We start from the raw sequence: 26,376 nt of genomic DNA, 5'->3' as shown, positions 1-26,376 counted from the left end.
GCAGCGGTTTTTCCATTTTTTTCACCACTCTGCCGGAAGCGATATCGACCATGCTGAAACGAATTTTTTCCTTGCTGCTGTTGCCTGCTGTCGTCATCAGCATTGCCCATGCCGCGCCACAGGAGCGCGAATTGAAGATCGGCTTCGTCCCCGGCCCTTACATCGATGAATTCAAGCTGGGCGTGCAGCCCGAGCTGGAGAAAAAGGGCTACAAGATCCGGTTCTACGAATTCACCACCGGCCTGGAAGCCAACAGCGCCGTCTTCAAAGGCGACATCGACGCCAATGTGATGCAGCACACGGTCTTTCTCGATTCCTACAACGAGCGCAACAAGACCGACCTGGTCGGCATCGTCCAGGTGCCCACTCCGCCGATGGGCCTGTATTCCAAGAAGCACAAGGACCTGAACAACCTCAAGAAAGGCTTTACGGTGGCCGTGCCCAACGACCCGGTCAACCTGCAGCGCGCCTTGTGGATCTTGCAGCGGCTGGGCTGGATTCGTATCCGCGAGAACAAGCCGGTCGATGTGACGGAACTCGATGTAGTGGAAAACAAGGCGGGGTTGAAGCTGGTGCCGCTGGAGAATGCGCAAGGGCCGCGGGCGCTGGACGATGCCGACTTTGCCGCAGTCCAGGGCAACTTCGCGATCTTCGCCAAGCTGAAGCTGTCGGATGCCTTCGCGCTGGAAGAGATGAAGCCGCCTTATATCAATGTAGTGGCGGTGAAGAAGACGCGCCAGTCGGAGGCTTATGCGCGGGATCTGGCGGAGGCTTACCGCTCGGAGAATTTCCAGAAAGCGATCCGGGGAGATCGCTTCTACGATGGATTTACCTTGCCGGATTACTTCACTGCTGCCGGCAAGCGTAATTAACTGATTGCTGCTGGGTCCCAGCGAAAGCCGGGACCCAGTGTCTTATGCGGTGCAGTTTTGTCAGCCCTCAGGCAGCGCGTACGAGATCCCCATTATCGGCTCCGGGACGCGCCAACCCAAAATGCTCCCGCAACGTTCGCCCTTCATATTCCCTGCGGAACAATCCACGCCGCTGCAGGATCGGCACCACGCCATCGGTGAAATCCTGCAGGCCGCTTGGAAAGGCGTCCGGCATCAGGTTGAAGCCGTCGGCCGCACCGGCCTTGAACCATGCTTCAATTTCATCGGCAATCTGTTCCGGCGTGCCGACCAGCACGCGATGTCCGCCGCCGCCGCATAACGCGCGGATCAGGTCGCGCACGGTGTGCCGACGGCCTTGTACCAGCGACAGCGTGGCGTGGAAGAAGGTGTGGTTGCCGTTGCCGCCTGCGGGCAAGGCCAGGTCGGACGGCAGCGGCTGGTCGAGGTGCAGGCGTTCAACCGGGATGCCGAGAGTGCCTGCCAGGCGCTTGAGGCTGTAGCTCCAGGGGATCATGTCGATCAGATCATCGCGCCGGCGCAAGGCTTCGGCTTCGGTGGCGCCGATGATGGTGGCCAGGCCCGGCAGTATCTTGACCGCGTGCGGGCCTCGTCCCAGCGCGGCGGCGCGCTCGTTGATGGCACGGCTGTAAGCCAGCGATTCTTCTTGGGTGTGCGCGGCCGAGAAGACGGCTTCGGCGTGGCGCGCAGCCAGCTCGCGGCCATCGCCGGAGCCGCCGGCCTGCACCAGCACCGGCTGGCCCTGCGGCGTGCGCGGCAGGTTGAGCGGGCCTTGCACGCGGAAGTATTTGCCGCGGTGGGCGATGGGCTTGACCTTGGCCTCATCGATGAAGCGGCCGCTTTGCTTGTCGCCGACGACGGCATCGTCATCCCAGCTATTCCACAGCGCCTTGACCACCTCGGTGAATTCGTCGGCGCGCGCGTAGCGGCCGGCATGGTCGGGCGTGGCATCGAGGCCGAAGTTGCGCGCCGAACCGGCATCGGCGGTGGTGACGATATTCCAGCCGGCGCGGCCGCCGCTGACATGGTCCAGCGTAGCGAAGCGGCGTGCGATGTTGTAGGGTTCGTTGTAGCTGGTGGAGGCCGTGCCGATCACGCCGATGCGGGTGGTGGCGGCGGCGACGGCGGCCAGCAATACCGTGGGTTCCAGCGCGGTGATCGGGCGGAAGTCGATCTGTTCGATGATGGAGGCATTGTCGGCGAGGAATACCGCATCGAACTTGGCGGCTTCGGCGATCTGCGCCGCCTTCACGTAGTGGGCGGCGTCGATGAAGGCCAGCGGATCGGCATCGGGCAAGCGCCATGCCGAAGGGATGAACCCGGAATGGAGGATGTTGACGTTCAGGTGCAACTGGCGGGAAGGCGCGCTCATCGGGGAACCTGTCGTCGCGTCAATGTACGCGGGGGAAGCCGTGGCGCTGCGCCAGCAAGTCGAGAATGCGGCGCGTATCGGTGACGAAGCGCTTGCCGCCGAGGCTTTGCGCATCGTCCGGCGGCGGCAGCTGGTCGCCCAGGATCAGTACCGGCAGGCCTTGGTGTTGCTCGTCCAGTGCAGCTGCCACTGCGGCACGCGGCCGCGGGAAAGGCAGGCGCTTGATATCCAGCTGCGCCGCACGCTCCGGCTCGCCGGCCAGCAAGCCTTCGATGGGCGCGCCGTCGGGGCAGATGAAACGTTCGCCCGGATGGGCGGGATCGGTGAATCCGTGTTCAAGCAATAGCAGCAGGTCGCGGCTCATGGCGTTTCCTCAAAATGGTCATCGGAAGATGATGTGCCGCAGCCTCGGCGCGAGCCACGAATAAATCTGCATAAACATATGCGCGTTGCGGCAGCTACAATGCCGCTTGGCGCAGGGACTGCATGGACCTCCGCCCCTTTCCCATTTCTTTGCGAGCGTGATTTCCCGATGGCGGTTCTGACTTCCTTCCTGTGGCTGCGCTGGCCCTTGTTGCTGCTGGCGGTTTGCGTGCTGGCCGGCCTGGCGGCATGGGGCGCGTTCGCGCTGTGGTTCCAGTTGCCGGCGCCGCCGTGGGTGCGTTGCGCGGCGATTGCCGCGTGGTCGCTGCTGGCGCTGGCGGCATTGGCAACCCTGACGGGCATGGCCGGCGCGGGCTGGCGCTGGTGCCTGGCGGCGTTCCTGCTGTGTGCCGTGGCGCTGTTGGCATGGTGGCATACCATCCGGCCGTCGCATGATCGGATCTGGGCCGACGATGTCGCACGCATGCTGGAATCGCAGGTGCGGGGCGATGAAGTGGTGCTGGCCAATGTGCGCAACTTCCACTGGCGCAGCGAAACCGATTACGACGTGCATTGGGAAACGCGCCGTTACGACCTTGCCCATCTGGTATCGGCCGATCTGCTCCTGTCTTACTGGATGGGGCCGGCGATCGCGCATACGCTGGTGTCGTTCGGCTTCGACGACGGCCGGCGCCTGGTGTTCTCACTGGAGATCCGGAAAGAGAAGGGCGAGAGCTTTTCTGCCATCGGCGGCTTCTTCCGCCGGTTCGAGACGGTGATCGTGGCGGCCGACGAGAGCGACATCGTCCGTACCCGCACCAATGCGCGCGGCGAAGACGTCTATCTGTACCGGCTGCGGCTGAAGCCCGAGCAGTTGCGCAAGGTCTTCCTCGGTTACCTGGAGCGGGCCGCCCAGCTGGAGAAGGAGCCCCGTTTCTACAACACGCTTACCAGCAATTGCACCACCATCGTGTTCGAACTGGCGCGCCGGTTGTCGCCTTCGCTGCCGTTGGATTACCGGCTGCTGCTGTCGGGGTATTTCGCGGAATACACTTACGATCATGGTGGCCTGACACCGGGCCACTCTTTTGATGAACTGAAGGCCGCAGGCCGCATCACGCAGCGTGCGCTGGCGGCATCGCCGGATGCGGATTATTCGAAGGCGATCAGGCAGGGCGTGCCGGGCGTGGCGGAGTCGGAATGGCGTTGATGCGCTGTATCCGGTAAAGGCCAGGAATATGGCCTTTATCAGCCCGTCTTGTTTCAGGCCGATTCCAGCGCCTGCTTGAGGTCGGCCACCAGATCGTCGATATGCTCGATGCCGATGGACAGCCGCACGGTGTCTTCGGTGACGCCGGCCTTGTCGAGTTCTGCCGGCGACAGTTGCCGGTGCGTGGTGGAGGCCGGGTGGGTGGCCAGCGACTTGGCGTCGCCGATGTTGACCAGGCGGGTGAACAATTTCAGCGCATCCTGGAAGCGCGCACCGCCTTCGCGGCCATTGGCCACGCCGAAAGTCAATACGCCCGAAGCCTTGCCGTTGAAATACTTGCGCGCCAGCGCATGGTCGGGATGGTCTTCCAGTCCGGCATAGTTGACCCAGCGTACCTTGGGATGCTGCTTGAGGTACTGCGCCACTGACAGTGCATTGGCAGTGATGCGGTCCAGCCGCAGCGCCAGCGTTTCGATGCCCTGCAGGATTTGGAAACTGTTGAAGGGCGACAAGGCCGCGCCGGTATTGCGCAACGGCACGACGCGCGCGCGGCCGATGTAGGCCGCTTCCCCCAATGCTTCGGTGTAGACCACGCCGTGATAGCTCACATCGGGTTCGTTGAGGCGCTTGAAGCGCTCCTTGTGTTTGGCCCAGGGGAATTTGCCGGAGTCCACGATGGCGCCGCCCAGCGTGGTGCCGTGGCCGCCGAGGTATTTGGTCAGCGAATGCACCACGATGTCGGCGCCGTGCTCGAAGGGCCGCAGCAGGTAGGGCGTGGCTACCGTGTTGTCGACGATCAGCGGCACGCCGTGGCGGTGCGCGATCTCGGCCACGGCGGCGATGTCGGTGATGTTGCCCAGCGGGTTGCCGATCGACTCGATGAACACGGCCTTGGTACGCGCATCGATGAGCGGCTCGAACGAGGCCGGCCGGCGCGGATCGGCGAAGCGGGTCTCGATGCCGAATTGCGGCAGCGTGTGGGCCAGCAGGTTGTAGGTGCCGCCATACAGCGTGGAGGCCGAGACGATGTTGTCGCCGGCCTCGGCGATGGTCTGGATCGCATAGGTCACGGCGGCCTGGCCCGAGGCCACGGCCAGTGCCGCGATGCCGCCTTCCAATGCCGCCAGGCGCTTCTCCAGCACGTCCTGGGTCGGGTTCATGATGCGCGAGTAGATATTGCCTTGCACCTTCAGGTCGAACAGGTCGGCGCCATGCTGGGTGTCGTCGAAAGCGAACGCCACGGTCTGGTAGATCGGCACTGCCACCGCGCGGGTAGTGGGGTCGGGCGCATAGCCTGCATGGATGGAGAGGGTTTCGAACTTCCAGTCTTGGGTATCTGCCATGGTGTGTCTCGCTTGTCGTCTGTTGGGGATGGAACTTGCAGCAAGACGCTAGCGCGGACACCGTCACCGGCGAAGGAATGATTTTGCATATCGATATGCACGGCGCTGCCTTCATGCCGTTCGGCGTGTCTCCAGATACTGGGTCGGCGTTTCTCCAAGTACGCGGCGAAATGCCGATGAGAACGCGCTGGGACTGGCGTAGCCAAGATCCAATGCGACCCGGGTCACGGGTTGCCCTCCGCTCAAGCGTTCGATGGCGGCGAGCAGGCAGACTTGCTGGCGCCACTCGGCAAAGCTCACGCCGGTCTGCACACGGAAATGCCGGGTAAATGTTCTCCGGCTCATTCCGGTTTCGGCAGCGATCATGTCGAGTCCGGTGGCGACCGATGGCGCATCGAATAGACGCCGGCATGCGCGGGCGAGGCGGGGATCAACCGGCAACGGCGCATGCAGCGAGAGGCGGGACATCGACGCTATTTCCGCGACGAGCAGATTCATCAGCTTGCCGGCGCGCCCATCAACGTCGTACATGGCGGGTAAATCAATGGCCTCTTCCAGCAATTGCCTGAGAAGTGCCGAAACGCCATAGACGCAGCAATCGGCCGGCAGTTGCGCGGCCTGCGCTTCGTCCGGCGACACGAACGCATTGAGCATGGTGACGGGGCCGCCCATCGTCATCTCGTGAGCAACCCCGGCGGGAATCCAGCAAGCCCGCTGTGGCGGAACGAGCCACCGGCCTTCGGGAGTGGTGATGCTGATCGTGCCGCAAGCGGCGAAAGCGAACTGCCCGCGCCGATGCGCATGTACGGGAAACGATGAACCGGCCGCGTAATCGTTCGCGGTCACGACCACGCCGCGCGGGATGTCTTCGAAGGGATCGACCAGGGTATTTCGCATGGCCCAAATTCTACAGTGAATGACCCGATGCAGAAGGTGGGCCTGGCCTGGCCGGCTTACGATCTGCCGCATCTTTTCTCGCCGCGCCGTATGGCGGCGACATTTCATTCACATCGGAGTCGATATGCCCAATACGTTTCATCGCGTGGGGAATGGCCCTCACCCTGTCCTCGTCCTGCACGGCTGGTTTGGTGATGCGCGCTCGTTCGAACAGATTGAACCCTGGCTGTCCGGCCATGCGTTCAGCTATGTATTCATGGATTATCGCGGCTACGGGAGCATGCAGGAGACGCGCGGCGCATACACGATCGATGAGATCGCCGCCGATGCGCTGGCGCTTGCCGATGCGCTCGGATTTACCTCCTTCAGCCTGATCGGCCATTCGATGGGAGGCATGGCGATCGAGCGGATTGCTGCATGTGCCCCCGAGCGGGTACGTGCACTGGTTGCCATTGCGCCGGTTCCTTGTGGCGGCATTTCGTACGATACCGCGACGCGGCGTTTGCTTGAAGATGCCGCCGGGTGCGTGGACAAGCGCAAAGCCATTATCGATCGCAGCACCGGCGGACGCTTGCCCTCGTCCTGGGTCGAATGGAAAGCGGCATATTCGGCGGCGCATTCCTCTCCGGAAGCGTTCGCTGCATATTTCCGTGCATGGGCCGACACTGACTTCAGCAACGAGATTACCGGACAGCATCCGGTCAAGGTGCTGGTGGGGGAGCACGATCCGACATTCAACGCCGGATTGATGGCGCAAACCTACCTTCGCCGCTATCCTCATGCCATTGTTGAAATCTTGAAGAATGCCGGTCATTACCCGATGAACGAGACGCCGCTTGCGTTGGTCGCGGCCTTCGAATCCTTCCTTGCCGATACGGCTGCGGTTGCGAATACGCACTACTCGTCCGCTCTGTGACGACGGTACAAGATAGGACGGAGTTACATGGCAATGTAGCGATGAATGCCGATCAGGCGATATGGGACGTGCTGAGCATGCGCTCGACATACCGCGCAATCAGGTCGATTTCCAGATTTACCTTGCTGCCGGCCTTCAGGTGCTTCAACGTGGTTACTTCCACCGTGTGCGGAATCAGGTTGATCGAGAAGCGGCAGGCATCGGCCAGGTCTTCGACGCGGTTGACCGTCAGCGAGACGCCATTGACCACGATCGAGCCCTTGTAGGCAAGGTACTTGCCCAGCGACTTCGGCGCGTCGACGATCAGTTCGCGCGATTCGCCGACCGGTTCGAAGGAGTGGACTTGGCCCAGACCGTCGACGTGGCCCGAGACCAGGTGGCCGCCCAGGCGTTCGGCCAGGGTCAGGGCTTTTTCCAGGTTGACTTCGCCGGGGGCATCCAGGCCGGCGGTGAGGTTCAGGCTTTCGCGCGAGACGTCGACGGTGAAGCCGTTGGCGCTTTTTTCCACTACGGTCATGCAGGCGCCGTTCAAGGCGATCGAGTCGCCCAGGCCGACGTCGGCCATGGGCAGGGCGCCGGCATCGATGGTCAGGCGCACGCCGGCATCGGGGCCGGCGGCGAGCGGTTGGACGGAGGTGATTTTGCCGATGGTGGCGACGATACCTGTGAACATGTTGCTGCCTCTGTAAGAACTCCGGGCTGGGCCGGGCGATTAGTTGAACCGTGCAAGGATACGCAAATCCGGACCGATCTGCTTGACCTCATAGAAGTTCAGGCCGATCTTGCCGGACAGGTCGTCCAGCGGCGGCAAGTCGAACATGTTGCGGCCCTCGCCCAGCAGGCTGGGCGCGAGATAGACCAGCAGTTCGTCGACGCAGCCTTCGCGGATCAGCGAAGCGTTGAGCTTGGAGCCCGCTTCCACATGCAATTCATTGATCTGGCGCTGGCCGAGTTCGCGCACCAGCGCGGGCAGGTCGACCTTGCCGTCGGCGTTGGCCAGCACGATGACTTCGGCGCCTTCGGCCTCCAGCCTGGCGGTTTTTTCCTTGTCTTCGGTGGCGGTGAAGATCCAGGTTCCGCCGCCCTGGATCACGCGGGCCTGGGGCGAGACGGCGAGCTTGCTGTCGACCACGATGCGGCGCGGCTGGCGCGGCGTGTCGATGGCGCGCACGGTGAGCTGGGCGTCGTCCTTGGCGATGGTGCCGATGCCGGCCATGATGGCGCAGGCGCGGGCGCGCCAGACGTGGCCGTCGTCACGCGCGGCCTGGCTGGTGATCCATTGGCTCAGGCCGTTGTGCAGGGCGGTTTTGCCATCCAGGCTGGCGGCGCTTTTCATGCGTACCCAGGGTTTGCCGGTGCGCATCCGCGCCAGGAAGCCGATGTTGATTTCCTGTGCTTCTTCTTCCAGTAGGCCGCACATGACGTCGATTCCTGCCGCCTGCAATTTGGCCAGGCCCTGGCCGGCCACCAGTGGATTAGGGTCGGCGATGGCAGCCACCACGCGGGCCACGCCGGCGCGCACCAGCGCATCGGCGCAAGGCGGGGTGCGGCCGAAGTGGCTGCAGGGTTCCAGCGTGACGTAGACAGTGGCGCCGCGCACATCCTGGCCACGCGCGGCGGCGTCGGCCAGCGCCTGGATTTCGGCATGGTTGCCGCCGGGCGGCTGGGTGAAGCCGGCGCCGATCACGCGGCGCTCCTTGACGATCACGCAGCCCACACGCGGATTGGGCGTGGTGTTGAGCATGCCGAAACCGGCCTGGATCAGCGCCAGCGCCATGGCTTGTTGGTCGTTGCCGACGTCGAATTGGTAGATCGGATCTTCTGTCAGGTTCATGGGGTCGCCGTATGGGGATGGGCGTGGCCGAGCCATGCTGGCCGGGCGTGTCGCCGGATGCCCGTCAATATACACGGCTTTGAGGACGGTTTCCGCTCCCATTCGAAGCCGGATCAATCGGCTTGGCAACTGCTGTCTCTGGCAGGGTTGCAAACGCGCACGCGTCCGAGAAAGTTGATGATCACCACCCGCGTCATGCCGGCGGCGCTGAAATACCAGCTGCCTTTTGTGCCCGGTTGTCCGCTTGCCTGGAAAGCCACCGCTTCGCCGCCTCGGGTATAGGCCACGGCGATGCCGGGCGGCAGTGCGGGTTGGGTCATCACTTCGCGTTTGCCGACCGCGATGCGCCAGCCGTTTTTCCAGTCGCGGCCGTCGGCCGGCACCATGTCTGCGCGGCGGCCGTGGCGCAGGGCTTCGGCGCGGGTCAGGCTGGCGCCGTGGAGGAAGGCGTTGCCGGCGCCGATGAGCTGCTGTTCGGCAACGAAATTCTGCAGCACCGGGACGCCCGCTGCCAGCAGGACGCTGGCGATGAGAAGCACCACCATCAGTTCGATCAGGGTGAAGCCGCCGATGAATCCGCGAGTGGAGCCGTTTGGGTGCATGGTTTCACCAGCAGTCATTGCCGTCGGCGCCGCGCCGGCCGCGGCTATCGGCGTAGAGCGCGCCGCATCGCTCGTCGCGATAGGTGGCGTTGACCAGCGCACCGCCGGGCGTGGCCGTCACGCGCACGCAGCTACGCAGGTCCTCGCCGTCGCAGGCTTGCGCGGCGATGCTGTAGGCGCTGGTTTCCGGCCGGTCGCCCGAATACCATTTGAATTCCGTTTGCGCCGCGCCAGGAGCGAAGGCATGGTAGCTGTGACGGTAGGAGAATTGCCGTTCCTGCTGCAGCAATACCTGCAGTACCGCGGCACGCCCTTCGGCGCGCCGGGCCTTTAGCACATGCTGGCTGTAGCCGCTCCAGCCCAGCGTGGCGAGGATGCCGATAATGGCGACCGCCACTGTCAGCTCGATCAGGGTGAAGCCGCGTTTGGTGCGGGATGTCATCGGCGATGTCGTCATTGGGTTCCTGTCATGCGGCGGCCAGTGCGCGCCATCCGATCGGTACGCATTGCGCCCTTCCCGCGGCATCGATACGCCGCAAGACGATGCTTTGCAATAGCACTTGCGCACCATCGCGGCCGAAGCCGATGGCGCTGAGCCGGTAAAGGATGGTGGCGGGCGGCGTGCCGGCGACAAGTTCGATCAGGTAACGCGGCGCCGGAATTTCGTCTCCGGGGTTGGGCGGCTGGTTTCCGGTGAATTGGCCATAGATTGCAGAACCCTCTTCAGCGCCGGTCAGCTGCGTGAATTTCCATCCGGTGGCTTGCGCGCTGCCCAGGCACAACGCCAGTCTTTCGCTATCGGAGTGGCAGCCATTTTTTGCAGGGAAGGCATGCGCCACCCCGGTGCGTATGCCGCGCCGTATTTCTTCGCAAGCATCGTCAAGCGCCGCTTGTGCGGCCATCCTTGCCTGTTCATGGGCGCGATGGTTGCGCGCCGCACGTTCGTCCAGCATCAGCAGCGATGCCGATGCGATGCCCAGCAGCAGGATCACGGCCAGCATGATCAGCGCAATCATCAGCGTGGCGCCGCGCTGGCGAGATGGCGGGCGACTCATGGCTGTGCCGCCGGTATCGAAGTGGCGTTGCGCAGGAATACCGTGGTTTGAAAGACTGCGCGCAGGCGCTGGTCGCCGTCCTTTTCTATAAACCGGTAGGCTGCATTGCCCGGCTCGGCGGGGAACAGATCGTAGCTGCGCGCAAGCGCACCGGACGCAGATGGACGCCGCTGGTTGCCGCGCACCAGCAGGGCGATGCGCACCAATACCACGCGCTGCCACATCGCGGTATCGATAGCGGAAGCGTCGAGCCAGCGATCGGGACGGCCGTCGCCGTCGCTGTCCACGGCGTAGCGCAACTGCATCGCTTCCACGCCGCGCGCGAGCGCATCCGAGGTCCAGGCGCCGGACTTGCCCTGATAGCGGCAGCGCAGTTCGGGTTCGTTGCCGGTGCCTGGCGCGATGTAGTAGATGACCCAACTGCGCGCGGTTTCGTCCAGCGGTCCGTTCGGTACCACAGCGCCGCTGCAGTTGACGATGCTGCCGGCAGCGTGGTCCGGAGCGCCAAAAAATCCCAGCATCAGGATGTCGCTTTGGTTGAGGCCGCGGCCGGTGTCGGCGGTGACAAGTCCCTGTGCCGGATCGAGCCCGTTGGCCTGGCTGCTGTTGTCGATGCCGCGCAGGCCCGGTGCCGATGCCGGCAGCTTATCCAATGCCGTTTCCCACGGCAGGTGGTTGGCCTGGCGCACGGCGTCGGCAAGGTGTGCCATGGCCATGCGGCCGGTTTCCTGTACACGTCCGGCATCGTCGATGTCCTGGTAAGCGGCGCGTGCGTTCTGCAGCAGTGCCGTGGCGGCCAGGATCACCAGCAGGCCGACGGTTAGCGCGGCCATCATTTCGACCAGCGTCAGGCCCCGTTGGAAATGGTGTTGATGCATCTTCATGGTGGCGTGTTCAGCGATCGATGAAGAGCTGAATCAACGGCGCTGCATTGGATGCATCATCAGGCGCAGAATCGGCGCGGCGCCAGCCCAGTTTGACCATGACCGGCGATGTCGGACTGTCGTCGCAGCGCCAAGCGGGCTGCTTGCCGGCGCTGCTGTCGCGGCAGACTATGGCGCGGGCGGCAGGGAAGTCGCGCGCCAGCCGTGCGGACCAGTCAGCGATGGCGGCGTTGGCAAAGCCGGTGGCATCGCATGGCGAGGATGAACAAGCGGCGATGGAGGAGGGCGACGTTTTTCCTGCGTCGAACGCGAACAGGTAGGGATCGGCGCCGCCGGTTGCAACCGCGTGGTAAGCCGCGCGCAATTCGGCCAGCTCGCCTGCCATGGCTGCGGCCCTGGCCTGCAGGCTGTTGTCGCGGCTGCTGCGCAAGGCATGCAACTGCAGCATGACCATCGCCAGTGCACCGGTGCCGATGACGAGCATGGCGACCAGCACTTCTATCATCGTGAAGCCGGAGGAGCGGTGGGGCATGGCCGGATGGCGAAAGAGATAGGGAAAGCGGCGAGTGTAGGGAAAGAAAAAGCGCCTTCATATGGAAGGCGCTTATTTTTACGGCGGCGTCGAACTAGTTCAGCCCGAGCTTCGAATCTGGCAGGTTCAGAAGGAAGAACCTGGCTGTTGCAGGAAGGCGCTTTCCTCGGCAGTGGAGGCGCGTCCGAGGATCTGGTTGCGGTGCGGGAAGCGGCCGAAACGCTCGATGATCTGGTGGTGCTTCTTCGCATAGTCAGCGAAGTGGGCAAAGATTTCCCGGTCGGCTTGGCCGGCTTGTTTGGCCAGCGTGCGGAACAGCTCCAGCGAATATTGCTGGTCGTCGATGTCTTCCGAATGTTCCAGCGGCAGGTAGACGAACACGCGGGCGATGGCCGGCAACTGCTGGTCCAGGCCCATGGCCAGCGCCAGGTGGCAATGCTGGCGAGCCAGTTCATCGAAGGCGAATGCCTGCGCGGTATCGCGGTAGATGTTGCGCGGGAATTGGTCCAGCAGCAGGAGCAGCGCCAGCGTGGTGCGCGGCGCATCGGCCCAGTCGGCCAGCCGGTTGGCCGCGGCATCCATGAGCAGCGGCTCGAAGCGGGTACGGCAGTCGGCGTCGATCTCCGGATTCTTGCTCCACCACAGCACCGACTGGCGCGCAGCCACTTCTGCGGCGCCGGCGTTGTCGAAACCGGCGCCAAACCAGAAGTCGAGGATGGTGTCGGCCTGCTGTTGCGATGATGTCGCCATGCTTATTCTTCGACCACGATGATCTGGACGTCGCCCAGCACGACCTTCTGGCCCGCAGTGATCTTGCAGGTCTTGCGCGACTCGGGTTTGCCGTTGACCTTGACGTGGCCGTCGGCCACCAGCTGCTTGCCGGCGCCGCCGCTATCGCACAGGCCGCACAGCTTCAACAATTGGTTCAGTTCCACATGGGGATGGCCTTGCAGCGGGAAGGTGATTTTTTGCATCGTGGTTCTTTCTGCGGCACGCAGCATCAGCTGGGCGCCAGAGTATGTGAGGCTTTATCCAGCCAGGTATGGAGGCTGTCGATCAGGTCGTGCTGGCTGAACGAGCAGCTTTCTTCGGTAAACAGGCTGCCGGCTTCGAGGCGGCCGAGCAGGTCTTCGGCAACTTGTTCGTAGCGTGGCGGCAGCGCCGACAGTACGGCGCCTTGGGCGCGCCAAGCGCCGCACAAGGCGGCGACGCCGATTTCGCCTTCCTGCAATTGGCGCAGTGCGGCGCGCATGGTGTCGAGGCTTTGGCTGAGGTCGTTGGACATGGGGCGTCTGGTTTTTTAGAGCTGCTGCGCAGCAAAGGTATTGCAGGCGCTGACCTTGCCTTCGGTGATGCCGCGCTTGAACCATGCTACGCGCTGGGCCGAGGTGCCGTGGGTGAAGGAATCCGGCACGACTTCGCCGCGCGCCTGGCGCTGCAGGGCATCGTCGCCGATGGCCGAGGCAGCGTTGAGGGCTTCCTCGACGTCGCCGTCTTGGATGATGTCGCGTGCCTTGTTGGCATGGTAGGCCCAGACGCCGGCGAAGCAGTCGGCCTGCAGTTCCAGCCGCACCGACATGGCGTTGGCCTGCTTCTCCGTCGCATTGCGGCGGGCGGCGTCGACCTTGTCCGAGATGCCCAGCAGGTGCTGCACATGATGGCCGACCTCGTGCGCGATGACATAAGCCTGGGCGAAATTGCCGGAGACCTTGAAGCGCTGCTTCATCAGTTCATAGAAGGACAGGTCGATGTAGACCTTCTGGTCGCCCGGGCAGTAGAAGGGGCCGGTGGCGGTCTGGCCCATGCCGCAGGCGGTCGCTGTACTGCCGGAGAACAGTACCAGCTTGGGGCGGACATATTGCTTGCCGCTGGCGGCGAACAACTGGCCCCAGGTGTCTTCGGTATCGGCCAGCACGGTCGAGACAAAGCGTGCCATCTGGTCGTCCGGCGGCGGTTTGTGGGCAGGCGCTTGTTGTTGTATCGGCGCCTGGCCGCCGCCTCCGGAGAGCATATCCAGCATCGTCAGCGGGTTGATGCCGAGGAAATAGGACGCCACCAGCGCCACCGCCACCGTACCCAGCCCGATCGAACGGCCGCCGAAAGGGAGGCCTCCGCCGCCTCCGCCACCATCGCCGCGGCGGTCTTCAACATTATCGCTTTCGCGGTTGCCTTCCCATTTCATGATGTTTCCTTTTCCGGTCCTGTGCCGTGCTTGCATGCAATGCCGGGATTGTAATGGACTGAGCGGCCGGGCGGCTGAACTTGACGGGGGCCGTTGCGATCACACGGTAGTGTTGTCGGTTTTGTCTGACGGTGGGAGGGTGGTGGTGTCCGATTGCCCGGGGTGATGCGGCACGGTATGTTGCAGGGGAAAACCGGAAAATCTTTGCAGCAAGGCAATTTGGTGGGACTATAAAGTCGGATAGGGCTACGGCATTGCGGCCGTGCCGCCGCCTTTCGAACAATAAACAGAATTGGAGGCTTGACATGATCTTATGGCTCATCATTCTGCTGGCCGGCTGCCTCGTATTGATGATGGCGCGCGTCAACGCGTGGATATGGCTGCTGGCCGAGGCTGTCTGGATCTGGCTGGGCGGTTCCCTGGCCGGCGTCGAACTGCCGGTAATGGTCTTGCTGGCCATCCTCCTTTTCACTCCGACTACATTGGTTGCCATGGTCTCGATACGCCAGGCGCTGATCAGCCGCCCGGCATTGGACGCGTTCCGCAAGATCATGCCCGGCATGTCGTCCACCGAGCGCGATGCCATCGAAGCCGGCACGGTCTGGTGGGATGCCGAGCTGTTTTCCGGCAAACCGGACTGGCGGCGCCTGTTCGAAGTGCCGCCGCCGCGGTTGACGGCTGAAGAGCAGGCCTTCATGGACGATGAGGTCGAGCGCTTGTGCGCCATGGTGAGCGACTGGGACACCACCGTGAAGTACCAGGATATCCAGCCCGAGGCCTGGCAATTCATCAAGGACAAGGGCTTTCTCGGGATGATCATCCCCAGGCAATACGGCGGCAAGCAGTTCTCCGCCTACATGCATTCCCAGGTGGTGATGAAGCTGGCGTCGCGCAGTTCGGCGGCGGCGATCTCGGTGATGGTGCCCAATTCGCTGGGGCCGGCCGAGTTGTTGCTGCATTACGGCACCGAGGCGCAGAAGAACCATTACCTGCCGCGCCTGGTGACGGGGCAGGAAATCCCGTGTTTCGCGCTGACCAGCCCGTATGCGGGTTCGGATGCCGCGGCCATTCCCGATATCGGCATCGTTTGCAAAGGCATGCACGAAGGCCGCGAGACGCTGGGCTTCAAGGTGAGCTGGAGCAAGCGCTACATTACGCTGGCGCCGGTGGCGACCGTGCTGGGGCTGGCCTTTCGCGCGCGCGATCCGGATGGCCTGTTGGGCGACAATCCCGAGCCGGGCATTACTTGCGCGCTGATCCCCACCGGCCATCCGGGCGTGACGATCGGCCGCCGCCATTGGCCGTTGAATGCCGTGTTCCAGAACGGTCCGACGCACGGCCGCGATGTGTTCATTCCAATGGAGTGGGTGATTGGCGGCATCGTCCAGGTCGGCCGCGGCTGGCGCATGCTGATGGAATGCCTGGCGGCGGGCCGGGCGATTTCGCTGCCGTCTTCCAGCGTCGGCTTTTCCAAGCTGGCGGTGCGCGGGACCAGCGCTTACACGGCGATGCGTCGCCAGTTCAGGATCGAGATCGGCAAGTTCGAAGGCGTGCAGGAGGCGCTGGCGCGCATGGGCGGCCACCTGTACATGATCGATGCCACGCGCCGGCTCTCGGCATCGGCGGTGGATGCGGGCGAGAAGCCCTCGGTGATCTCGGCGATCTCCAAATACCACGTGACCGAACGCGGCCGCATTATCGTCAACGACGGCATGGATGTGATCGGCGGCAAGGGCATCTGCATGGGGCCGGGCAACTTCCTGGCGCGCGCGTACCAGCAAATCCCGATTGCCATCACGGTGGAGGGCGCCAACATCCTGACGCGCTGCCTGATCATTTTCGGCCAGGGTGCGATCCGTTGCCATCCCTATGTGCTCAAGGAGATGGCGGTGGCTGCGGACGACAATCCCGAGCGGGCGGTGCAGGAGTTCGACAAGCTGCTGTTCTCGCACCTGTCCTTTGTCGCTGCCAACAAGGCGCGCGCTTTTGTCGGCGGCATCAGTTGCGGCTGGCTGTTGCCGTCGACCGGGTACGCGGCGCGCCAGACCCGGCGTTATTACCGCTCTGTGGTCCATCTGTCTTCGGCCTTCGCCTTGCTCACGGATGCCAGCATGGCGGTGCTGGGCGGCACGCTGAAGTTCCGCGAGCGCATCTCGGCGCGGCTGGGGGATGTGCTGTCGCAGCTGTATCTTGTCTCGGCCACGCTCAAGCGCTATGAGGATGAGGGGCGGCAGGAAGACGATCTGCCCTATGTCGAATGGTCGGTGCAGGATGCCTTGCATCGGGCGCAGGAGGCGATCGTCGATGTGCTGCATAACTTCCCCAATCCGTGGATCGCCTTCGGCTTGCGCATGGCGATCTTTCCGATCGGGCTGATCTACCGCAAGCCGTCGGATGCTTTGGGGACGCTGGTAGCCAAGGCCATGCAGAGGCCGGGGGAGAGCCGGGATCGGCTTGTTTCGGATGCGTATCTGCCGCAGGGTGACGATGCGCTGGCTTGCGGGGAGAAGGCGTTTGCGCTGACGCCGGTGGTGCAGCAGCTTGAGCAGCGGTTGAAGCAGCCGATCAAGGATGGGGAGTTGCCGGCAATGCCGCAGAGCTTGATTGAGATGACGGCCTGGAATGCTGTTGCGCTTGAACGTGGGTTCATTAACGAGCAGGAGAAGGCGGCGTTGGACGAGTTTGCTCGCTATGGCGATCTGACTGTGCAGGTGGATGATTTTTCTGCGGATTTTGATCGTAATGAGATATTGGGGCGGTTGCCTTGATGAAGGTGTAGATTGGGTAGTCTGCTCTTGCTGCTTATTTGCGTACTGGCTTTATGCTTTTCTTTCTCCGGTCGGAGGTGAGCGCCGGGGGCGGCCCGGCAGCCGCTTACTTTCTTTTCTTCGTCAAAGAAAGTAAGCAAAGAAAGGCGACCGCTACTGCTGAGCACAATGAATAAAGTTAGTTGAAGACTGATCCCGTAATGCTGCCTCAAATTTCAAAGCCACCTATGCGGGTGGCTTTTCTTTTGCGACATTAGCAGCATTCCGTCCGTTATCGGCCATAAGGGGGCTCTCGATGTTTTACCCGCTCATCGGTGACCGCCCGACGTCATATAAAAATTGAGGACTTATTCATGCGTGTTGATTGCGGCCAGAAATTCGATCAGTTCGGCATTAACCTCCACAGGTGCTTCTTGTGAGAGCCAATGTCCCGCTCTTGGGACGATTTTTGAACCACGAAGATCCGTTACCAGCATCGGCATCAACTCGATGATCTGTCGCATTCCCGGCATCGCCAAGCCCGTATCATTCTCCCCCACCAGATAGAGCGCCGGCACGTGAATCAGCAATCCAGTAAATGCTGCTTGTTGCGCCCAGTTGAGATCCAGATTGCGATAGTAGTTGAGACCGCCCTGGAACCCCGAGTGCCGAAATGCCTTTGCGAAAATATCGAGATCTTCCTCGGATAGCCATTGCGGCAGCTTTTCCGGCGTCGGTAACGTGTCCAACAAGCCCTTGTTCCGCGGCAGCAATCCAAACGGATTGGGCATCGTGATAGTTCGCGGGCCAGCATCGCCCGATGCCGCAGAGTAAATCTTCAGAAGTGTCATTGTGACGTCGCGTTCGAACTCTTCTTCTGCAGTGCCGACTTCTGAAAAATAATGTGTGTAGTGCCAGGTATTGACGTCCTTCGGGAAAAGTCCGCTCGGCGCCATCGGCGCGCGCCCCATCATCGGAACCCCTAATGCCACCACGCCACGGAAACGATCCGGTCGTAGTTGCGCGGCCTGCCACGCAATCGTTGCTCCCCAATCACTACCGACAATCACCGCGTCATGCGCACCCAATGCATCTACTAGGGCGACCAGATCTCCCACCAATTCCAAAGAAGAAAAACGCTCTGTCGCAACTGGCGAATCGCTCAGGCCGAACCCGCGCATGTCCGGCGCAACGGCGCGATAGCCGGCTCGTGCTAAGGCACTGAGTTGATGGCGCCAAGCGTAGGCGGTCTCCGGAAAACCATGGCAGAGAAGTACAAGTGGTCCTTCTCCTTGTTCCGTTACATGAAATCTGAGATTGTTGCTTTCAACAAATGACTGTTTGAATGTGCTCATGCAATGTCCTGTTGTGAAGTAAACCAAAGTATCTGCGTTTACTGTAACATCAAACATTACGAATAATCAAAACACCATTCGATCATGCAACTCGATACGCGATTGGCCCGATTACTGCATGTCCTTATTCACATGCATTTGAGGGAAGGAACGACGACCTCAGACACCATTGCACAAATGTTGCATACGAACCCGGTCATTGTGCGAAGGACGATGGCAGCCATCAGGGAAGCCGGATATGTAAGCTCTACGGGCGGTCCAGGTGGAGGTTGGAGACTGGAGCGTGCTATCAGCGACATCACAGTACGCGATGTCTACCAGGCGATCACCCGATCGTCTTTGTTTGCTGTCGGACTGACCCAAGACAACCCCCATTGCCCGGTCGAAGCCTCAGTCAACAAGCATCTGCGCGCGGCGCTCAATGCCGCAGAACGAACATTGATCCAGCAGTTGGGTGCACTACGTCTTTCTGATATTGCAGAAGAAGTCGGACGTGATTAATGTCAGCAGAAAACCATTGGGTCATGCAAGATCCCTTGAAATCTGCTCGCACTTACTCAGGCTAGAAATTTCTACAAAGGCTGCTGTCGGCCAGAAGCGGACTTCGTCTCCGGTTCGCCTTCGGCATTGCGTTGCTTGCCGCTCGCCTACGGCTTCGATGAGTCGGTTTGCTACCTTCCATCACCGCCGTCCTGACGAAAGTCAGGATCCAGTGTCGTTCAGCCCCCCACATGATTCCATCCGGAATTTCGCGTATCCTCCATCGCTTCACCTGCATTGCTTCAAGTATTCCTCATGACCCATCCCCGCATCTACATGGCCGGCCCCGACGTCTTCCAGCGCGACTATGCGCAGCACAAGGAGCGCATCAAGCAGTGGTGCGCCGAACTCGGTTTGGCGGCGCTGTGTCCGGGCGATGATGAAGTAACAGGGGAGAGCAAGGCGGAAGTCTCGCGCGCTATCTTCGATCTCAACATGGCGCTGATCGATTCGGCCGATTATGTGGTGGCGAACGTCTCCAACTTTCGCGGCCATGAGCCGGATTCGGGCACCGTGTTCGAGATCGGCTATGCCGTCGGCCGCGGCAAGAAGGTGTGGTGCTACAACACGCCGCAGGCCGATCTGCTGAGCCAGATACCGCATGCCGAGCCCGGTTATTGCCGCGACGGCATGCTGATCGAGGACTTCGGTTTGCCGCGCAACCTGATGCTGGCGCATGCGTGTGAACTGGTGCGCGGCGATTTGCGCGCCTGCCTGGCGCTGGTGGCGCGCTGGCATGGCGGCGTGCGCTGACAGGTCCTTATTGCACCGGCACCCGGCCCAGCAGGTAAAACTCGTCGTTGGGCCGCATGCTGGTGACGTTGGCCAGTCGGTTCGACATGCCGAAGAATGCCGCGATCGCGGCGATGTCCCACGCTTCTTCCTCTCCGAAGCCGTGCTGCCTGAGCACGGTGAAATCCTCATCGCTGACGGCCCAGGCGCTGGCTGAAACCTTCATGGCGAAGTCCAGCATGGCTTTTTGCTTGTCCGTGATATCGGCCTTGCGGTAATTGATGGCGACCTGGTCGGCGACCAGCGGGTCCTTGGCGCGGATGCGCAGGATCGCGCCGTGGGCGACGACGCAATATTGGCATTGGTTGGCGTTGCTCGTGGCCACCACGATCATCTCGCGCTCGGCCTTGGTCAGCTTGCCGGGTTTGTCCATCAGCGCATCGTGGTAGGCGAAGAAGGCGCGGAATTCTTCTGGACGGTGGGACAGCACCAGGAAGACGTTGGGGATGAAGCCCGACTTTTCCTGCACGGCCAGGATGCGCGCGCGGATATCTTCGGGCAGGTCTTTCAGATCGGGAATGGGGAAGCGGCCAATCGGTGGCTGGGGCATGGTGGTCTCCTTGTCGATGTCTTTTTTGCCGGGCGCGATGTGCGCCCGATACATTCCAACTTACCACTTTTGGTGCGGGGCAAGTGTCGCCGGCCTGACGGTGGGAGCACTCTCTTTTTCATTATTTCCTTTTCAACAATAAAAATATTATTAAGATATATCTTGATTTTGTTATTTCTAAGATATATCTTAATTTCATCGATCGATAAGGGCTTCAAGCAAGTCCCTACCCAGGCGCCATTCAGGCAAAGAACCAGATGAACAACACAGACGAAAAGGAAGCACCATGTTCAGACATTTGATGGCACGTGCAGGCCACGGTCCCAAGCATCACCGTTTTGACCGTCCGCATCATGGCGGGGGCGGCATGTTCGATGAAGGCGGCCCGCGTGGCCGTGAAGGCGGAGGCCGCGGCGCGCGCATGTTCGAGCAAGGCGCATTGCGCATCGTGATGCTCCATCTGCTGCAAGAGAAGCCGCGCCACGGCTATGAAATCATCAAGGCCATCGAGCAGCTGGTCGGTGGCGGCTACAGCCCGAGCCCGGGCGTGGTCTATCCCACGCTGACGCTGCTGGAAGAAATGGGTTACGCCACGGTGGAAGCGGAAGAGGGCGGCAAGAAGCTGTACCGCATCACCGCCGAAGGCGAGGCCGACCTGAAGGAAAATGAATCCTTGCTGCGGCAGGTGCTGCGCAAGTTCGAGATGCGCCGGCAGGAACGCCCGGATGCCGACTCGCCCGAACTGCGCCGCGCGGTGCAGAATTTCCGCATGGCGCTGCATACCCGCCTGGCCAAGGGCGAGCTGAGCAAAGAGGAATTGCATGCGGTGATCGACATCATCGACAAGGCCGCAGTGGCGGTGGAGCGGGTTTGAGCGAGTGATCGGCGCTTACGAGCCGATCAGTCCATCAGTCCTTAACCATTGGCAGGCGCAATCATTTCTGCATAGTCGTACAGCGCACCGAGGATATCCTGGGTGCGTTCATCGTCGGCCTGCTCTTGCAGCGTGTCGATCTGTTCGAATAGCTGGGCGATGGTACGAGCGCCTCCTTTACCTTCGAACAGGCGCGCCGCGCGGTGTTCTTCCCAGTGTTGCGTTTCTTCGGCGCTGAGCGTCTCGGGGAAATTGCGTGCGCGGTAGCGGAACAGGATTTCGTTCAGGCGTACGTCGTCGAAGGAGACGCTGGCGCGGGACAGTTCCTGCGGCGGCATCGAGCGCAGTTGCGTCAACTGGCGGCGGTCGCCATTGCCGATGAAGCCGCCGTAAAGGTCTTCGTCGACATCGGGGGGGCCATCGCTTTCACGGTGGAAGACTCCTTGCCACAGTGCCGAAAGGTCAGGGAGCGCGGCGGCGATGTCGGCATTGCGCAGCGCGGCCTCGATGTCGATGTTCAGCTCGGCCGCGCGTGCCGCGGAGAGCGTCTTGAGGCTGCCGACCACCATCGGCGACTTGTTCAGGTGGATGCTTTTGATCGGCAGGCGCGTGACGCCTTCGGGCAAGGCGTCGGCCTTGCTGAACATGCGTTCGCGCACGGTGGCGGCATCCAGCGTGGCCAATTCGGCCGGATCGCTGGCCAGGTCCCAGGCGATGACTTCATTCTTGTTGGTCGGATGCATGCCAAGCGGCCACATCAGCGCCAGGCAGCCGCGCGCCACCGGGAACATGCCCGAGACGTGCAGGAAGGGCTTGCGCTGCGGCAGGCCGATCTCGGCAGCCGCCTTGTCCTTCTTGTGCAGCGCCAGCGCAAAGTCGAACAGGCGCGGGTTCTTCTCGCGGATCAGGCGCGCCAGGGCGATGGTGGCGCGCACGTCGGACAGCGCATCGTGCGCCGCTTCGTGCAGCAGGCCGTTGGCCTTGGAGAGATGTTCCAGCTTGAAGCTGATGCTGCCGTCTTCCTTGGTCGGCCAGACGATGCCTTCCGGGCGCAGCGCGTAAGTCAGGCGCACCACGTCCAGCAAGTCCCAGCGGCCGCAGCCGTTTTGCCATTCGCGCGCATAGGGGTCGATCAGGTTGCGCCAGAACATGAAGCGCGTGATCTCATCGTCGAAGCGGATGGTGTTGTAGCCCACGCCGATGGTGCCGGGTTCGGCCAGTACGCGTTCAATCTGCGCGGCGAATTCGTGTTCGGGCAGGCCGCGTTCCAGGCAAGTCTGCGGCGTGATGCCGGTGATCAGGCAAGAGACCGGATCGGGCAAATAGTCCGGCGCCGGTTTGCAGTAGACCATGATCGGTTCGCCGATCTCGTTGAGTTCGGCATCGGTGCGCACGGCGGCGAACTGCGCAGGGCGGTCGCGGCGTGGGACCGCGCCGAAGGTTTCGTAGTCGTGCCAGAGGAAGGTATGGTTGGACATCGCGGCATCTGTCTAAAGTGATCGCGCGATTATAGAGCGTGTTCCGGTCTGGACGTGCCGTAGTGGCACGCCAGTTGGAAGATTAGGGGATTTTCGGGTTATTGCAGCGGCGCCGTATCGCGTTTGAGCAGCTGGCGCAGCGTGTCTTGCAGGTTGCCGCTGCGCATGGGCGCCTGGCCGCCGGCATATTGGATGTTGTCGATGATCCAGCCGCGCGCGTCGCGCGTGAGCAGTACCTTGTCGGTCCACTTGGACGGCGCCTTGAGCTTGGCATCGCTGTAGATCAGTTCGACCGAACATTCGCTTTCGCGCTCGCGCATGTTGCACTGGAGGATACGGAAAGTGGAGGCGCCGCCGGGATTGGCGGTGAAGATGTCGCCTTCGACCAGCGGCGGCAGCGGATCGCCGGCCGTCTGTGCGGCGCGCGCTTCTTCGGCGACCGAGACATCTTTGAGCAGGTCGAACAGCGGCACCGAGAAGAAGTGGCGGAAGGTAATCAAGCCTTTCAGTGTGAGCGCGCCGGAGGGGCGGGCCGATTGGTGCATCTGGTAGAAGTTCGTCACCAGTTCCTTGGCCTTGCTCTCGTCATTGCCCGAGCACGCGGCAAGCAAGAGGCTTGCTGCGATGATAAATATTGTCCCTATCCGCTTCACGTTCCAATTCTCCCCTTGTGCCGTCTGTCTACGGTTCTGTTCTTGCGAGGCTGCTGCGATCCGGTGGCAAAACGACAAGCATTCTTGCTGGCAAGCTTACGCTTTTTTCGATAGGCCGGAGGCCGAGAACACATCGCCAAAAGACTGCCAATTCCCGGCCATCGGGCGGCAGGATGTTGCTTATAGGGAAAGAGTGAAGCTTGTCGGCGCCTGGCCATTTATCGGCACTTATTCGGCTTCCTTGATGGCGTCGGCCAGGGTGTCGCTCAGGTATTCGCGCTGCGAGGACTGGTCGTTGCCGGTGAACTCGATATCGTCGATGCGCCAGTGGTTGTCTTCACGCACCAGCAGGATCTTGTCGCTCCATGCTTCTTCGGCGCCGTCTTTCTTGTATTGGAAGGCGACCTGGCAGGAGGCGCGCCGGTCATCGGTATCGCAGGACTTCACCGAGAACGATGTCGCGCCTTCATACAGCGAGGTGAACAGGTCGCCCTCGATGATAGGCGGCGCTTGCTTGTCGACCATCGTATGGTAGCGGGCGTCGGCCGCTTCGGCCTGGACCAGCAGGGCGTACAGCGCCTGGCTCACCAGCGGCTGGTATTGCTTGAGCTCATCGGCTGGAGGCAGGCCGGGCGCATTGGTCTTGATGTGGAGCTTGTAGAAAGCGCCGATGACATCGGCTTGCCGTTGCTCTTCGCCGCTGAAATTGTTGCAGCCGCCCAGCACCAGCGCCGCAGCCAGGGTGGAAGCGCCTGCGAGCAGGCGGGACCGGCGGCGGGTGTGGATGGAGGGGAAGTTCAAACGGGGTAATCTGGTCATCCGGCTGTTCCTGGCGCGCGGGAAACCGCGCGCTGGTCTTGTCATGGCAGTGTGTTGGCAGGCGGTAGCGGCGCTGCTGGCTGTTCTTGCAAGCGCGTAAGCCTGTTCGCGGTTTTTAGTCAGGTTTTACGCGCAATCGTTCCGCAAGCTGCCGGCTGGTGGCCTGCAGCGGGAGCGGCTTCTTATTCCGATGCGGTCAGCAGCGAGAAATGCTCGACTTGCGGCGGGCCGGCGAAGAAGGGGCCGACGATGCCGCGCCATTCGGTGAAGGCGGGCGATTCGCGGAAGTCCACGGTATGGTTTTCCAAGGTAGCCCACTGCACCATCAGGATGTAGCGTTCGGGCGACTCGATGCCCTTTTGCACCTTGTGGCCGAGATAGCCCTTGGATTTGGCGATGGTCTGCGCTACGCCGCGTGTGATGGCTTCGTCGAATTCGGCTTGCTTGCCGGGTTGGATGCGGATGTCCGCCAGTTCCAGGATCATGTGGGTCTCCATAGTCGAATAGTCGAATAGTCGATCAAGTGGCGCCGGCGCAGGCCGTGGCAGCCTGGCACGGCACTGAAGGATTATCACATTTTCCGACGGGGGGCGCGTTCAACAAAATTCGCGCGGCCGGTGAATTCGCTTCACGCAGCGGGTTTCCTATCGGCGATGGAAGCGCGCCGTCCTCGCCGTTTTGGGGCAGGCGCGTGCACCACCGACGGTTTTCCGCACCGCTGTGCGGCAGCATCAGCCGCCGTGGAAATCTTTTTGCATTTTTTATCGTGCCCCGCCGCCCAGCCAATTGTTATTTGGAGCGGCCCTCAATACACTAGCCGACGATCCAATAACCCATAACGAAAGGATATCCATGTCGGGCTCTTATTTTCCCCAATGGCGGCTGCGCAGCAGCACCCATGACGGCCAGGGGGCCGTAATCGCCGCCGATGAGCGATTGCCCGTGCCGCAGACCGTGGCCATGGGTGTGCAGCACGTGGTCGCGATGTTCGGTTCTACGGTATTGGCGCCGCTGTTGATGGGGTTCGATCCCAATCTGGCGATCCTGATGTCGGGCGTGGGTACCTTGCTGTTCTTCCTGCTAGTGGGCGGCCGCGTGCCGAGCTACCTGGGTTCCAGCTTCTCCTTCATCGGCCTGGTGATCGCCGTGACCGGCTACGCCGGCTCGGGCGCCAACCCCAACCTCGGTGTGGCGCTGGGCGGCATCATCGCCTGCGGCGCGGTGTACACCGTGATCGGCCTGGTGGTGGGCCTGGTCGGCACGCGCTGGATCGAGAGCCTGATGCCGCCGGTGGTGACCGGCTCGGTGGTGGCGGTGATCGGCCTGAACCTGGCACCGATCGCGGTCAAGGGCGTGAGCGGCAACAGCTTCGACTCCTGGATGGCCTTGGCCACGGTATTGTGCGTGGGCTTCGTCGCGGTGTTTACGCGCGGCATGCTGCAACGCCTGCTGATCCTGGTCGGCCTGCTGCTGGCCTATGTCATCTACGCCATCCTGACCAATGGCGCCGGCCTGGGCAAGCCCATCGACTTTTCCATCGTGGCCAATGCCGCCTGGTTCGGTGTGCCGCACTTTGCCACCCCGGTATTCCAGGGCAGTGCAATGGCATTGCTGGCGCCGGTGGCCATCATCCTGGTGGCCGAGAACCTGGGCCATATCAAGGCGGTGTCGGCCATGACCGGCCAGAACCTGGACCGCTACATGGGGCGCGCCTTCGTTGGCGACGGCCTGGCGACCATGCTCTCGGGCAGCGTCGGCGGCACCGGCGTGACCACCTATGCCGAGAACATTGGTGTGATGGCCGTCACCAAGATCTACTCGACGCTGGTGTTCGTGGTGGCGGCGGTGATCGCTATCCTGCTGGGTTTTTCGCCCAAGTTCGGCGCGGTCATCCTGACCATTCCCGGCGCGGTGCTGGGCGGCGTGTCGATCGTGGTGTTCGGCCTGATCACCGTGTCCGGCGCGCGCATCTGGGTGGAGAACAAGGTCGACTTTTCCAGCAACACCAACCTGATCGTCGCTGCGGTGACGCTGGTGCTGGGCGCGGGCGACTTCACGTTGAAGCTGGGCGGTTTCGCACTGGGCGGCATCGGTACCGCCACCTTCGGCGCCATCATCCTGTACGCGCTCTTGAAGCGCCGCGGATGAGTTGCTAAAGGCGGCGCGACGCAGGCCGCGCTTGCCGGAAATGAAACGGGGCGGTCGGGGCGACCGGCCCGTTTTTTGTATCTCTTTCAAGTTTCATGGCGTGTTTGCCAATGATCTGGAAAGAATCCAGGGAGCGGGTGCAGCGCTACATCAAGTCGGTAGAAGATTTCCATTGAGCAATCCAATTTTGCTGACTATACTTTGCGGCGTTGCAGCGCGATATGACCATAAAACTGGCCCCGGGGAGGGCGCCGGACGCGGGCGACACCGGAGGCCATCCGGGCAAGACGTCCACGCAGGGACGCGCGGTTTCATCAGA

Annotated in this window: 29 protein-coding genes; 8 read left to right on the top strand and 21 right to left on the bottom strand. The window is 62.2% G+C overall.

What is annotated here, in order from left to right; translation table 11 throughout:
- Nucleotides 1–50: 50 nt before the first annotated feature.
- Entirely contained in the window at nucleotides 51–872 is an 822-nt protein-coding gene (locus AKL28_RS15575; RefSeq protein ID WP_050469081.1) for a MetQ/NlpA family ABC transporter substrate-binding protein, read from the top strand.
- A gap of 67 nt (nucleotides 873–939) precedes the next feature.
- Here AKL28_RS15575 and AKL28_RS15570 read toward each other — a convergent pair whose 3' ends face one another.
- Together AKL28_RS15570 and AKL28_RS15565 are read right to left on the bottom strand one after the other, a co-directional pair.
- Complete coding sequence (locus AKL28_RS15570) at nucleotides 940–2,283, bottom strand: LLM class flavin-dependent oxidoreductase (protein WP_050469080.1); 1,344 nt, start codon at nucleotides 2,281–2,283, stop codon at nucleotides 940–942.
- Nucleotides 2,284–2,302: 19 nt separating this feature from the next.
- On the bottom strand, nucleotides 2,303–2,647 hold the full coding sequence (locus AKL28_RS15565; RefSeq protein WP_050469079.1) for a DUF3088 domain-containing protein: 345 nt from the start codon (nucleotides 2,645–2,647) through the stop codon (nucleotides 2,303–2,305).
- 168 nt (nucleotides 2,648–2,815) lie between these two features.
- On the opposite strand from AKL28_RS15565, the gene AKL28_RS15560 reads away from it, so the two are divergent.
- Nucleotides 2,816–3,856, top strand: a complete 1,041-nt coding sequence (locus tag AKL28_RS15560; RefSeq protein ID WP_082221513.1) for an Lnb N-terminal periplasmic domain-containing protein — start codon at nucleotides 2,816–2,818, stop codon at nucleotides 3,854–3,856.
- Nucleotides 3,857–3,909: 53 nt separating this feature from the next.
- Here AKL28_RS15560 and AKL28_RS15555 read toward each other — a convergent pair whose 3' ends face one another.
- The gene (locus AKL28_RS15555) at nucleotides 3,910–5,199 is read right to left on the bottom strand and encodes an O-acetylhomoserine aminocarboxypropyltransferase/cysteine synthase family protein (protein WP_050469078.1); all 1,290 of its coding nucleotides are present in this window, start codon (nucleotides 5,197–5,199) and stop codon (nucleotides 3,910–3,912) included.
- A 111-nt stretch (nucleotides 5,200–5,310) separates the two neighbouring features.
- Complete coding sequence (locus tag AKL28_RS15550) at nucleotides 5,311–6,096, bottom strand: AraC family transcriptional regulator (RefSeq protein ID WP_050469100.1); 786 nt, start codon at nucleotides 6,094–6,096, stop codon at nucleotides 5,311–5,313.
- Nucleotides 6,097–6,220: 124 nt separating this feature from the next.
- On the opposite strand from AKL28_RS15550, the gene AKL28_RS15545 reads away from it, so the two are divergent.
- Nucleotides 6,221–7,012, top strand: coding sequence for an alpha/beta fold hydrolase (locus tag AKL28_RS15545; protein WP_050469077.1), 792 nt, complete (start codon nucleotides 6,221–6,223; stop codon nucleotides 7,010–7,012).
- Between the two features lie 52 nt (nucleotides 7,013–7,064).
- Here AKL28_RS15545 and AKL28_RS15540 read toward each other — a convergent pair whose 3' ends face one another.
- The 11 genes from AKL28_RS15540 to ypfJ form a co-directional block, all read right to left on the bottom strand.
- Nucleotides 7,065–7,685, bottom strand: a complete 621-nt coding sequence (locus tag AKL28_RS15540; protein ID WP_050469076.1) for a riboflavin synthase — start codon at nucleotides 7,683–7,685, stop codon at nucleotides 7,065–7,067.
- Between the two features lie 39 nt (nucleotides 7,686–7,724).
- Nucleotides 7,725–8,846: a bifunctional diaminohydroxyphosphoribosylaminopyrimidine deaminase/5-amino-6-(5-phosphoribosylamino)uracil reductase RibD gene (gene ribD, locus AKL28_RS15535; RefSeq protein ID WP_050469075.1), complete on the bottom strand. Its 1,122-nt coding sequence runs from the start codon at nucleotides 8,844–8,846 to the stop codon at nucleotides 7,725–7,727.
- A 113-nt stretch (nucleotides 8,847–8,959) separates the two neighbouring features.
- Entirely contained in the window at nucleotides 8,960–9,466 is a 507-nt protein-coding gene (locus AKL28_RS15530) for a GspH/FimT family pseudopilin (RefSeq protein WP_231602455.1), read from the bottom strand.
- The gene (locus tag AKL28_RS15525) at nucleotides 9,453–9,890 is read right to left on the bottom strand and encodes a type IV pilin protein (protein WP_156226360.1); all 438 of its coding nucleotides are present in this window, start codon (nucleotides 9,888–9,890) and stop codon (nucleotides 9,453–9,455) included. Before AKL28_RS15525 ends, AKL28_RS15530 begins: the two co-directional genes overlap by 14 nt.
- Before the next feature lie 25 nt (nucleotides 9,891–9,915).
- Entirely contained in the window at nucleotides 9,916–10,503 is a 588-nt protein-coding gene (locus tag AKL28_RS15520) for a pilus assembly PilX family protein (protein WP_050469073.1), read from the bottom strand.
- Nucleotides 10,500–11,387: a PilW family protein gene (locus tag AKL28_RS15515; RefSeq protein ID WP_050469072.1), complete on the bottom strand. Its 888-nt coding sequence runs from the start codon at nucleotides 11,385–11,387 to the stop codon at nucleotides 10,500–10,502. Before AKL28_RS15515 ends, AKL28_RS15520 begins: the two co-directional genes overlap by 4 nt.
- A 10-nt stretch (nucleotides 11,388–11,397) precedes the next feature.
- Nucleotides 11,398–11,919, bottom strand: a complete 522-nt coding sequence (gene pilV / locus AKL28_RS15510; RefSeq protein WP_050469071.1) for a type IV pilus modification protein PilV — start codon at nucleotides 11,917–11,919, stop codon at nucleotides 11,398–11,400.
- Nucleotides 11,920–12,045: 126 nt separating this feature from the next.
- Nucleotides 12,046–12,669, bottom strand: coding sequence for a DUF924 family protein (locus AKL28_RS15505; RefSeq protein WP_050469070.1), 624 nt, complete (start codon nucleotides 12,667–12,669; stop codon nucleotides 12,046–12,048).
- A gap of 2 nt (nucleotides 12,670–12,671) precedes the next feature.
- Nucleotides 12,672–12,893, bottom strand: coding sequence for an RNA-binding S4 domain-containing protein (locus tag AKL28_RS15500; protein ID WP_050469098.1), 222 nt, complete (start codon nucleotides 12,891–12,893; stop codon nucleotides 12,672–12,674).
- A gap of 26 nt (nucleotides 12,894–12,919) precedes the next feature.
- Nucleotides 12,920–13,204 (bottom strand): hypothetical protein, encoded by a 285-nt coding sequence (locus AKL28_RS15495; RefSeq protein WP_050469069.1) that lies wholly within the window; start codon nucleotides 13,202–13,204, stop codon nucleotides 12,920–12,922.
- A 15-nt stretch (nucleotides 13,205–13,219) separates the two neighbouring features.
- A complete protein-coding gene (gene ypfJ / locus AKL28_RS15490; protein ID WP_050469068.1) occupies nucleotides 13,220–14,101 on the bottom strand; it encodes a KPN_02809 family neutral zinc metallopeptidase in 882 nt (293 codons plus the stop codon).
- A gap of 305 nt (nucleotides 14,102–14,406) precedes the next feature.
- Here ypfJ and AKL28_RS15485 point away from each other — a divergent pair, with 305 nt between their 5' ends.
- Nucleotides 14,407–16,869, top strand: coding sequence for an acyl-CoA dehydrogenase (locus AKL28_RS15485; protein ID WP_050469067.1), 2,463 nt, complete (start codon nucleotides 14,407–14,409; stop codon nucleotides 16,867–16,869).
- 347 nt (nucleotides 16,870–17,216) lie between these two features.
- Here AKL28_RS15485 and AKL28_RS15480 read toward each other — a convergent pair whose 3' ends face one another.
- On the bottom strand, nucleotides 17,217–18,203 hold the full coding sequence (locus tag AKL28_RS15480; protein WP_050469066.1) for an alpha/beta fold hydrolase: 987 nt from the start codon (nucleotides 18,201–18,203) through the stop codon (nucleotides 17,217–17,219).
- A gap of 84 nt (nucleotides 18,204–18,287) precedes the next feature.
- On the opposite strand from AKL28_RS15480, the gene AKL28_RS15475 reads away from it, so the two are divergent.
- Both AKL28_RS15475 and AKL28_RS15470 read left to right on the top strand, forming a co-directional pair.
- On the top strand, nucleotides 18,288–18,704 hold the full coding sequence (locus AKL28_RS15475; RefSeq protein WP_050469065.1) for an RrF2 family transcriptional regulator: 417 nt from the start codon (nucleotides 18,288–18,290) through the stop codon (nucleotides 18,702–18,704).
- Between the two features lie 294 nt (nucleotides 18,705–18,998).
- Nucleotides 18,999–19,496 (top strand): nucleoside 2-deoxyribosyltransferase, encoded by a 498-nt coding sequence (locus tag AKL28_RS15470; RefSeq protein ID WP_050469064.1) that lies wholly within the window; start codon nucleotides 18,999–19,001, stop codon nucleotides 19,494–19,496.
- Nucleotides 19,497–19,503: 7 nt separating this feature from the next.
- On the opposite strand, the gene AKL28_RS15465 is transcribed toward AKL28_RS15470, so the two are convergent.
- Nucleotides 19,504–20,085: a peroxidase-related enzyme gene (locus AKL28_RS15465; protein ID WP_050469097.1), complete on the bottom strand. Its 582-nt coding sequence runs from the start codon at nucleotides 20,083–20,085 to the stop codon at nucleotides 19,504–19,506.
- A gap of 286 nt (nucleotides 20,086–20,371) precedes the next feature.
- Here AKL28_RS15465 and AKL28_RS15460 point away from each other — a divergent pair, with 286 nt between their 5' ends.
- Nucleotides 20,372–20,959, top strand: coding sequence for a PadR family transcriptional regulator (locus AKL28_RS15460; RefSeq protein WP_050469063.1), 588 nt, complete (start codon nucleotides 20,372–20,374; stop codon nucleotides 20,957–20,959).
- Between the two features lie 41 nt (nucleotides 20,960–21,000).
- Here the strand turns inward: AKL28_RS15460 and sbcB are convergent, their stop codons facing one another.
- From sbcB to AKL28_RS15440, 4 genes are all read right to left on the bottom strand, one after another.
- Nucleotides 21,001–22,437 (bottom strand): exodeoxyribonuclease I, encoded by a 1,437-nt coding sequence (gene sbcB / locus AKL28_RS15455; RefSeq protein ID WP_050469062.1) that lies wholly within the window; start codon nucleotides 22,435–22,437, stop codon nucleotides 21,001–21,003.
- 98 nt (nucleotides 22,438–22,535) lie between these two features.
- On the bottom strand, nucleotides 22,536–23,048 hold the full coding sequence (locus AKL28_RS15450; protein WP_231602454.1) for a YqhG/Tai3 family protein: 513 nt from the start codon (nucleotides 23,046–23,048) through the stop codon (nucleotides 22,536–22,538).
- 270 nt (nucleotides 23,049–23,318) lie between these two features.
- Nucleotides 23,319–23,909 (bottom strand): DUF3828 domain-containing protein, encoded by a 591-nt coding sequence (locus tag AKL28_RS15445; RefSeq protein WP_050469060.1) that lies wholly within the window; start codon nucleotides 23,907–23,909, stop codon nucleotides 23,319–23,321.
- Between the two features lie 182 nt (nucleotides 23,910–24,091).
- The gene (locus AKL28_RS15440) at nucleotides 24,092–24,394 is read right to left on the bottom strand and encodes an antibiotic biosynthesis monooxygenase family protein (protein ID WP_050469059.1); all 303 of its coding nucleotides are present in this window, start codon (nucleotides 24,392–24,394) and stop codon (nucleotides 24,092–24,094) included.
- 367 nt (nucleotides 24,395–24,761) lie between these two features.
- On the opposite strand from AKL28_RS15440, the gene AKL28_RS15435 reads away from it, so the two are divergent.
- Complete coding sequence (locus tag AKL28_RS15435; RefSeq protein WP_050469058.1) at nucleotides 24,762–26,057, top strand: solute carrier family 23 protein; 1,296 nt, start codon at nucleotides 24,762–24,764, stop codon at nucleotides 26,055–26,057.
- Nucleotides 26,058–26,376: the final 319 nt, after the last annotated feature.

The sequence above is a fragment of the Herbaspirillum chlorophenolicum genome, assembly GCF_001189955.1.
GTDB classification, from domain to species: Bacteria; Pseudomonadota; Gammaproteobacteria; order Burkholderiales; family Burkholderiaceae_D; genus Herbaspirillum; species Herbaspirillum chlorophenolicum.
The sequence above is the reverse complement of the archived record's forward strand: the minus strand, read 5'-3'. Positions and strand labels throughout refer to the sequence as shown.

What these genes read in the sequence shown, in the direction of transcription:
- pilV (WP_050469071.1), bottom strand. Translation starts at nt 11,919, where the DNA reads ATGCCCCACCGCTCCTCCGGCTTCACGATGATAGAAGTGCTGGTCGCC.
- AKL28_RS15525 (WP_156226360.1), bottom strand. Translation starts at nt 9,890, where the DNA reads ATGACATCCCGCACCAAACGCGGCTTCACCCTGATCGAGCTGACAGTG.
- AKL28_RS15550 (WP_050469100.1), bottom strand. Translation starts at nt 6,096, where the DNA reads ATGCGAAATACCCTGGTCGATCCCTTCGAAGACATCCCGCGCGGCGTG.
- AKL28_RS15540 (WP_050469076.1), bottom strand. Translation starts at nt 7,685, where the DNA reads ATGTTCACAGGTATCGTCGCCACCATCGGCAAAATCACCTCCGTCCAA.
- AKL28_RS15435 (WP_050469058.1), top strand. Translation starts at nt 24,762, where the DNA reads ATGTCGGGCTCTTATTTTCCCCAATGGCGGCTGCGCAGCAGCACCCAT.
- AKL28_RS15445 (WP_050469060.1), bottom strand. Translation starts at nt 23,909, where the DNA reads ATGACCAGATTACCCCGTTTGAACTTCCCCTCCATCCACACCCGCCGC.
- AKL28_RS15530 (WP_231602455.1), bottom strand. Translation starts at nt 9,466, where the DNA reads ATGACTGCTGGTGAAACCATGCACCCAAACGGCTCCACTCGCGGATTC.
- ribD (WP_050469075.1), bottom strand. Translation starts at nt 8,846, where the DNA reads ATGAACCTGACAGAAGATCCGATCTACCAATTCGACGTCGGCAACGAC.
- sbcB (WP_050469062.1), bottom strand. Translation starts at nt 22,437, where the DNA reads ATGTCCAACCATACCTTCCTCTGGCACGACTACGAAACCTTCGGCGCG.
- AKL28_RS15465 (WP_050469097.1), bottom strand. Translation starts at nt 20,085, where the DNA reads ATGCCCCAGCCACCGATTGGCCGCTTCCCCATTCCCGATCTGAAAGAC.
- AKL28_RS15460 (WP_050469063.1), top strand. Translation starts at nt 20,372, where the DNA reads ATGTTCAGACATTTGATGGCACGTGCAGGCCACGGTCCCAAGCATCAC.
- AKL28_RS15560 (WP_082221513.1), top strand. Translation starts at nt 2,816, where the DNA reads ATGGCGGTTCTGACTTCCTTCCTGTGGCTGCGCTGGCCCTTGTTGCTG.
- AKL28_RS15575 (WP_050469081.1), top strand. Translation starts at nt 51, where the DNA reads ATGCTGAAACGAATTTTTTCCTTGCTGCTGTTGCCTGCTGTCGTCATC.
- AKL28_RS15565 (WP_050469079.1), bottom strand. Translation starts at nt 2,647, where the DNA reads ATGAGCCGCGACCTGCTGCTATTGCTTGAACACGGATTCACCGATCCC.
- AKL28_RS15480 (WP_050469066.1), bottom strand. Translation starts at nt 18,203, where the DNA reads ATGAGCACATTCAAACAGTCATTTGTTGAAAGCAACAATCTCAGATTT.
- AKL28_RS15520 (WP_050469073.1), bottom strand. Translation starts at nt 10,503, where the DNA reads ATGAGTCGCCCGCCATCTCGCCAGCGCGGCGCCACGCTGATGATTGCG.
- AKL28_RS15495 (WP_050469069.1), bottom strand. Translation starts at nt 13,204, where the DNA reads ATGTCCAACGACCTCAGCCAAAGCCTCGACACCATGCGCGCCGCACTG.
- ypfJ (WP_050469068.1), bottom strand. Translation starts at nt 14,101, where the DNA reads ATGAAATGGGAAGGCAACCGCGAAAGCGATAATGTTGAAGACCGCCGC.
- AKL28_RS15475 (WP_050469065.1), top strand. Translation starts at nt 18,288, where the DNA reads ATGCAACTCGATACGCGATTGGCCCGATTACTGCATGTCCTTATTCAC.
- AKL28_RS15555 (WP_050469078.1), bottom strand. Translation starts at nt 5,199, where the DNA reads ATGGCAGATACCCAAGACTGGAAGTTCGAAACCCTCTCCATCCATGCA.
- AKL28_RS15505 (WP_050469070.1), bottom strand. Translation starts at nt 12,669, where the DNA reads ATGGCGACATCATCGCAACAGCAGGCCGACACCATCCTCGACTTCTGG.
- AKL28_RS15485 (WP_050469067.1), top strand. Translation starts at nt 14,407, where the DNA reads ATGATCTTATGGCTCATCATTCTGCTGGCCGGCTGCCTCGTATTGATG.
- AKL28_RS15470 (WP_050469064.1), top strand. Translation starts at nt 18,999, where the DNA reads ATGACCCATCCCCGCATCTACATGGCCGGCCCCGACGTCTTCCAGCGC.
- AKL28_RS15500 (WP_050469098.1), bottom strand. Translation starts at nt 12,893, where the DNA reads ATGCAAAAAATCACCTTCCCGCTGCAAGGCCATCCCCATGTGGAACTG.
- AKL28_RS15440 (WP_050469059.1), bottom strand. Translation starts at nt 24,394, where the DNA reads ATGATCCTGGAACTGGCGGACATCCGCATCCAACCCGGCAAGCAAGCC.
- AKL28_RS15545 (WP_050469077.1), top strand. Translation starts at nt 6,221, where the DNA reads ATGCCCAATACGTTTCATCGCGTGGGGAATGGCCCTCACCCTGTCCTC.
- AKL28_RS15570 (WP_050469080.1), bottom strand. Translation starts at nt 2,283, where the DNA reads ATGAGCGCGCCTTCCCGCCAGTTGCACCTGAACGTCAACATCCTCCAT.
- AKL28_RS15515 (WP_050469072.1), bottom strand. Translation starts at nt 11,387, where the DNA reads ATGAAGATGCATCAACACCATTTCCAACGGGGCCTGACGCTGGTCGAA.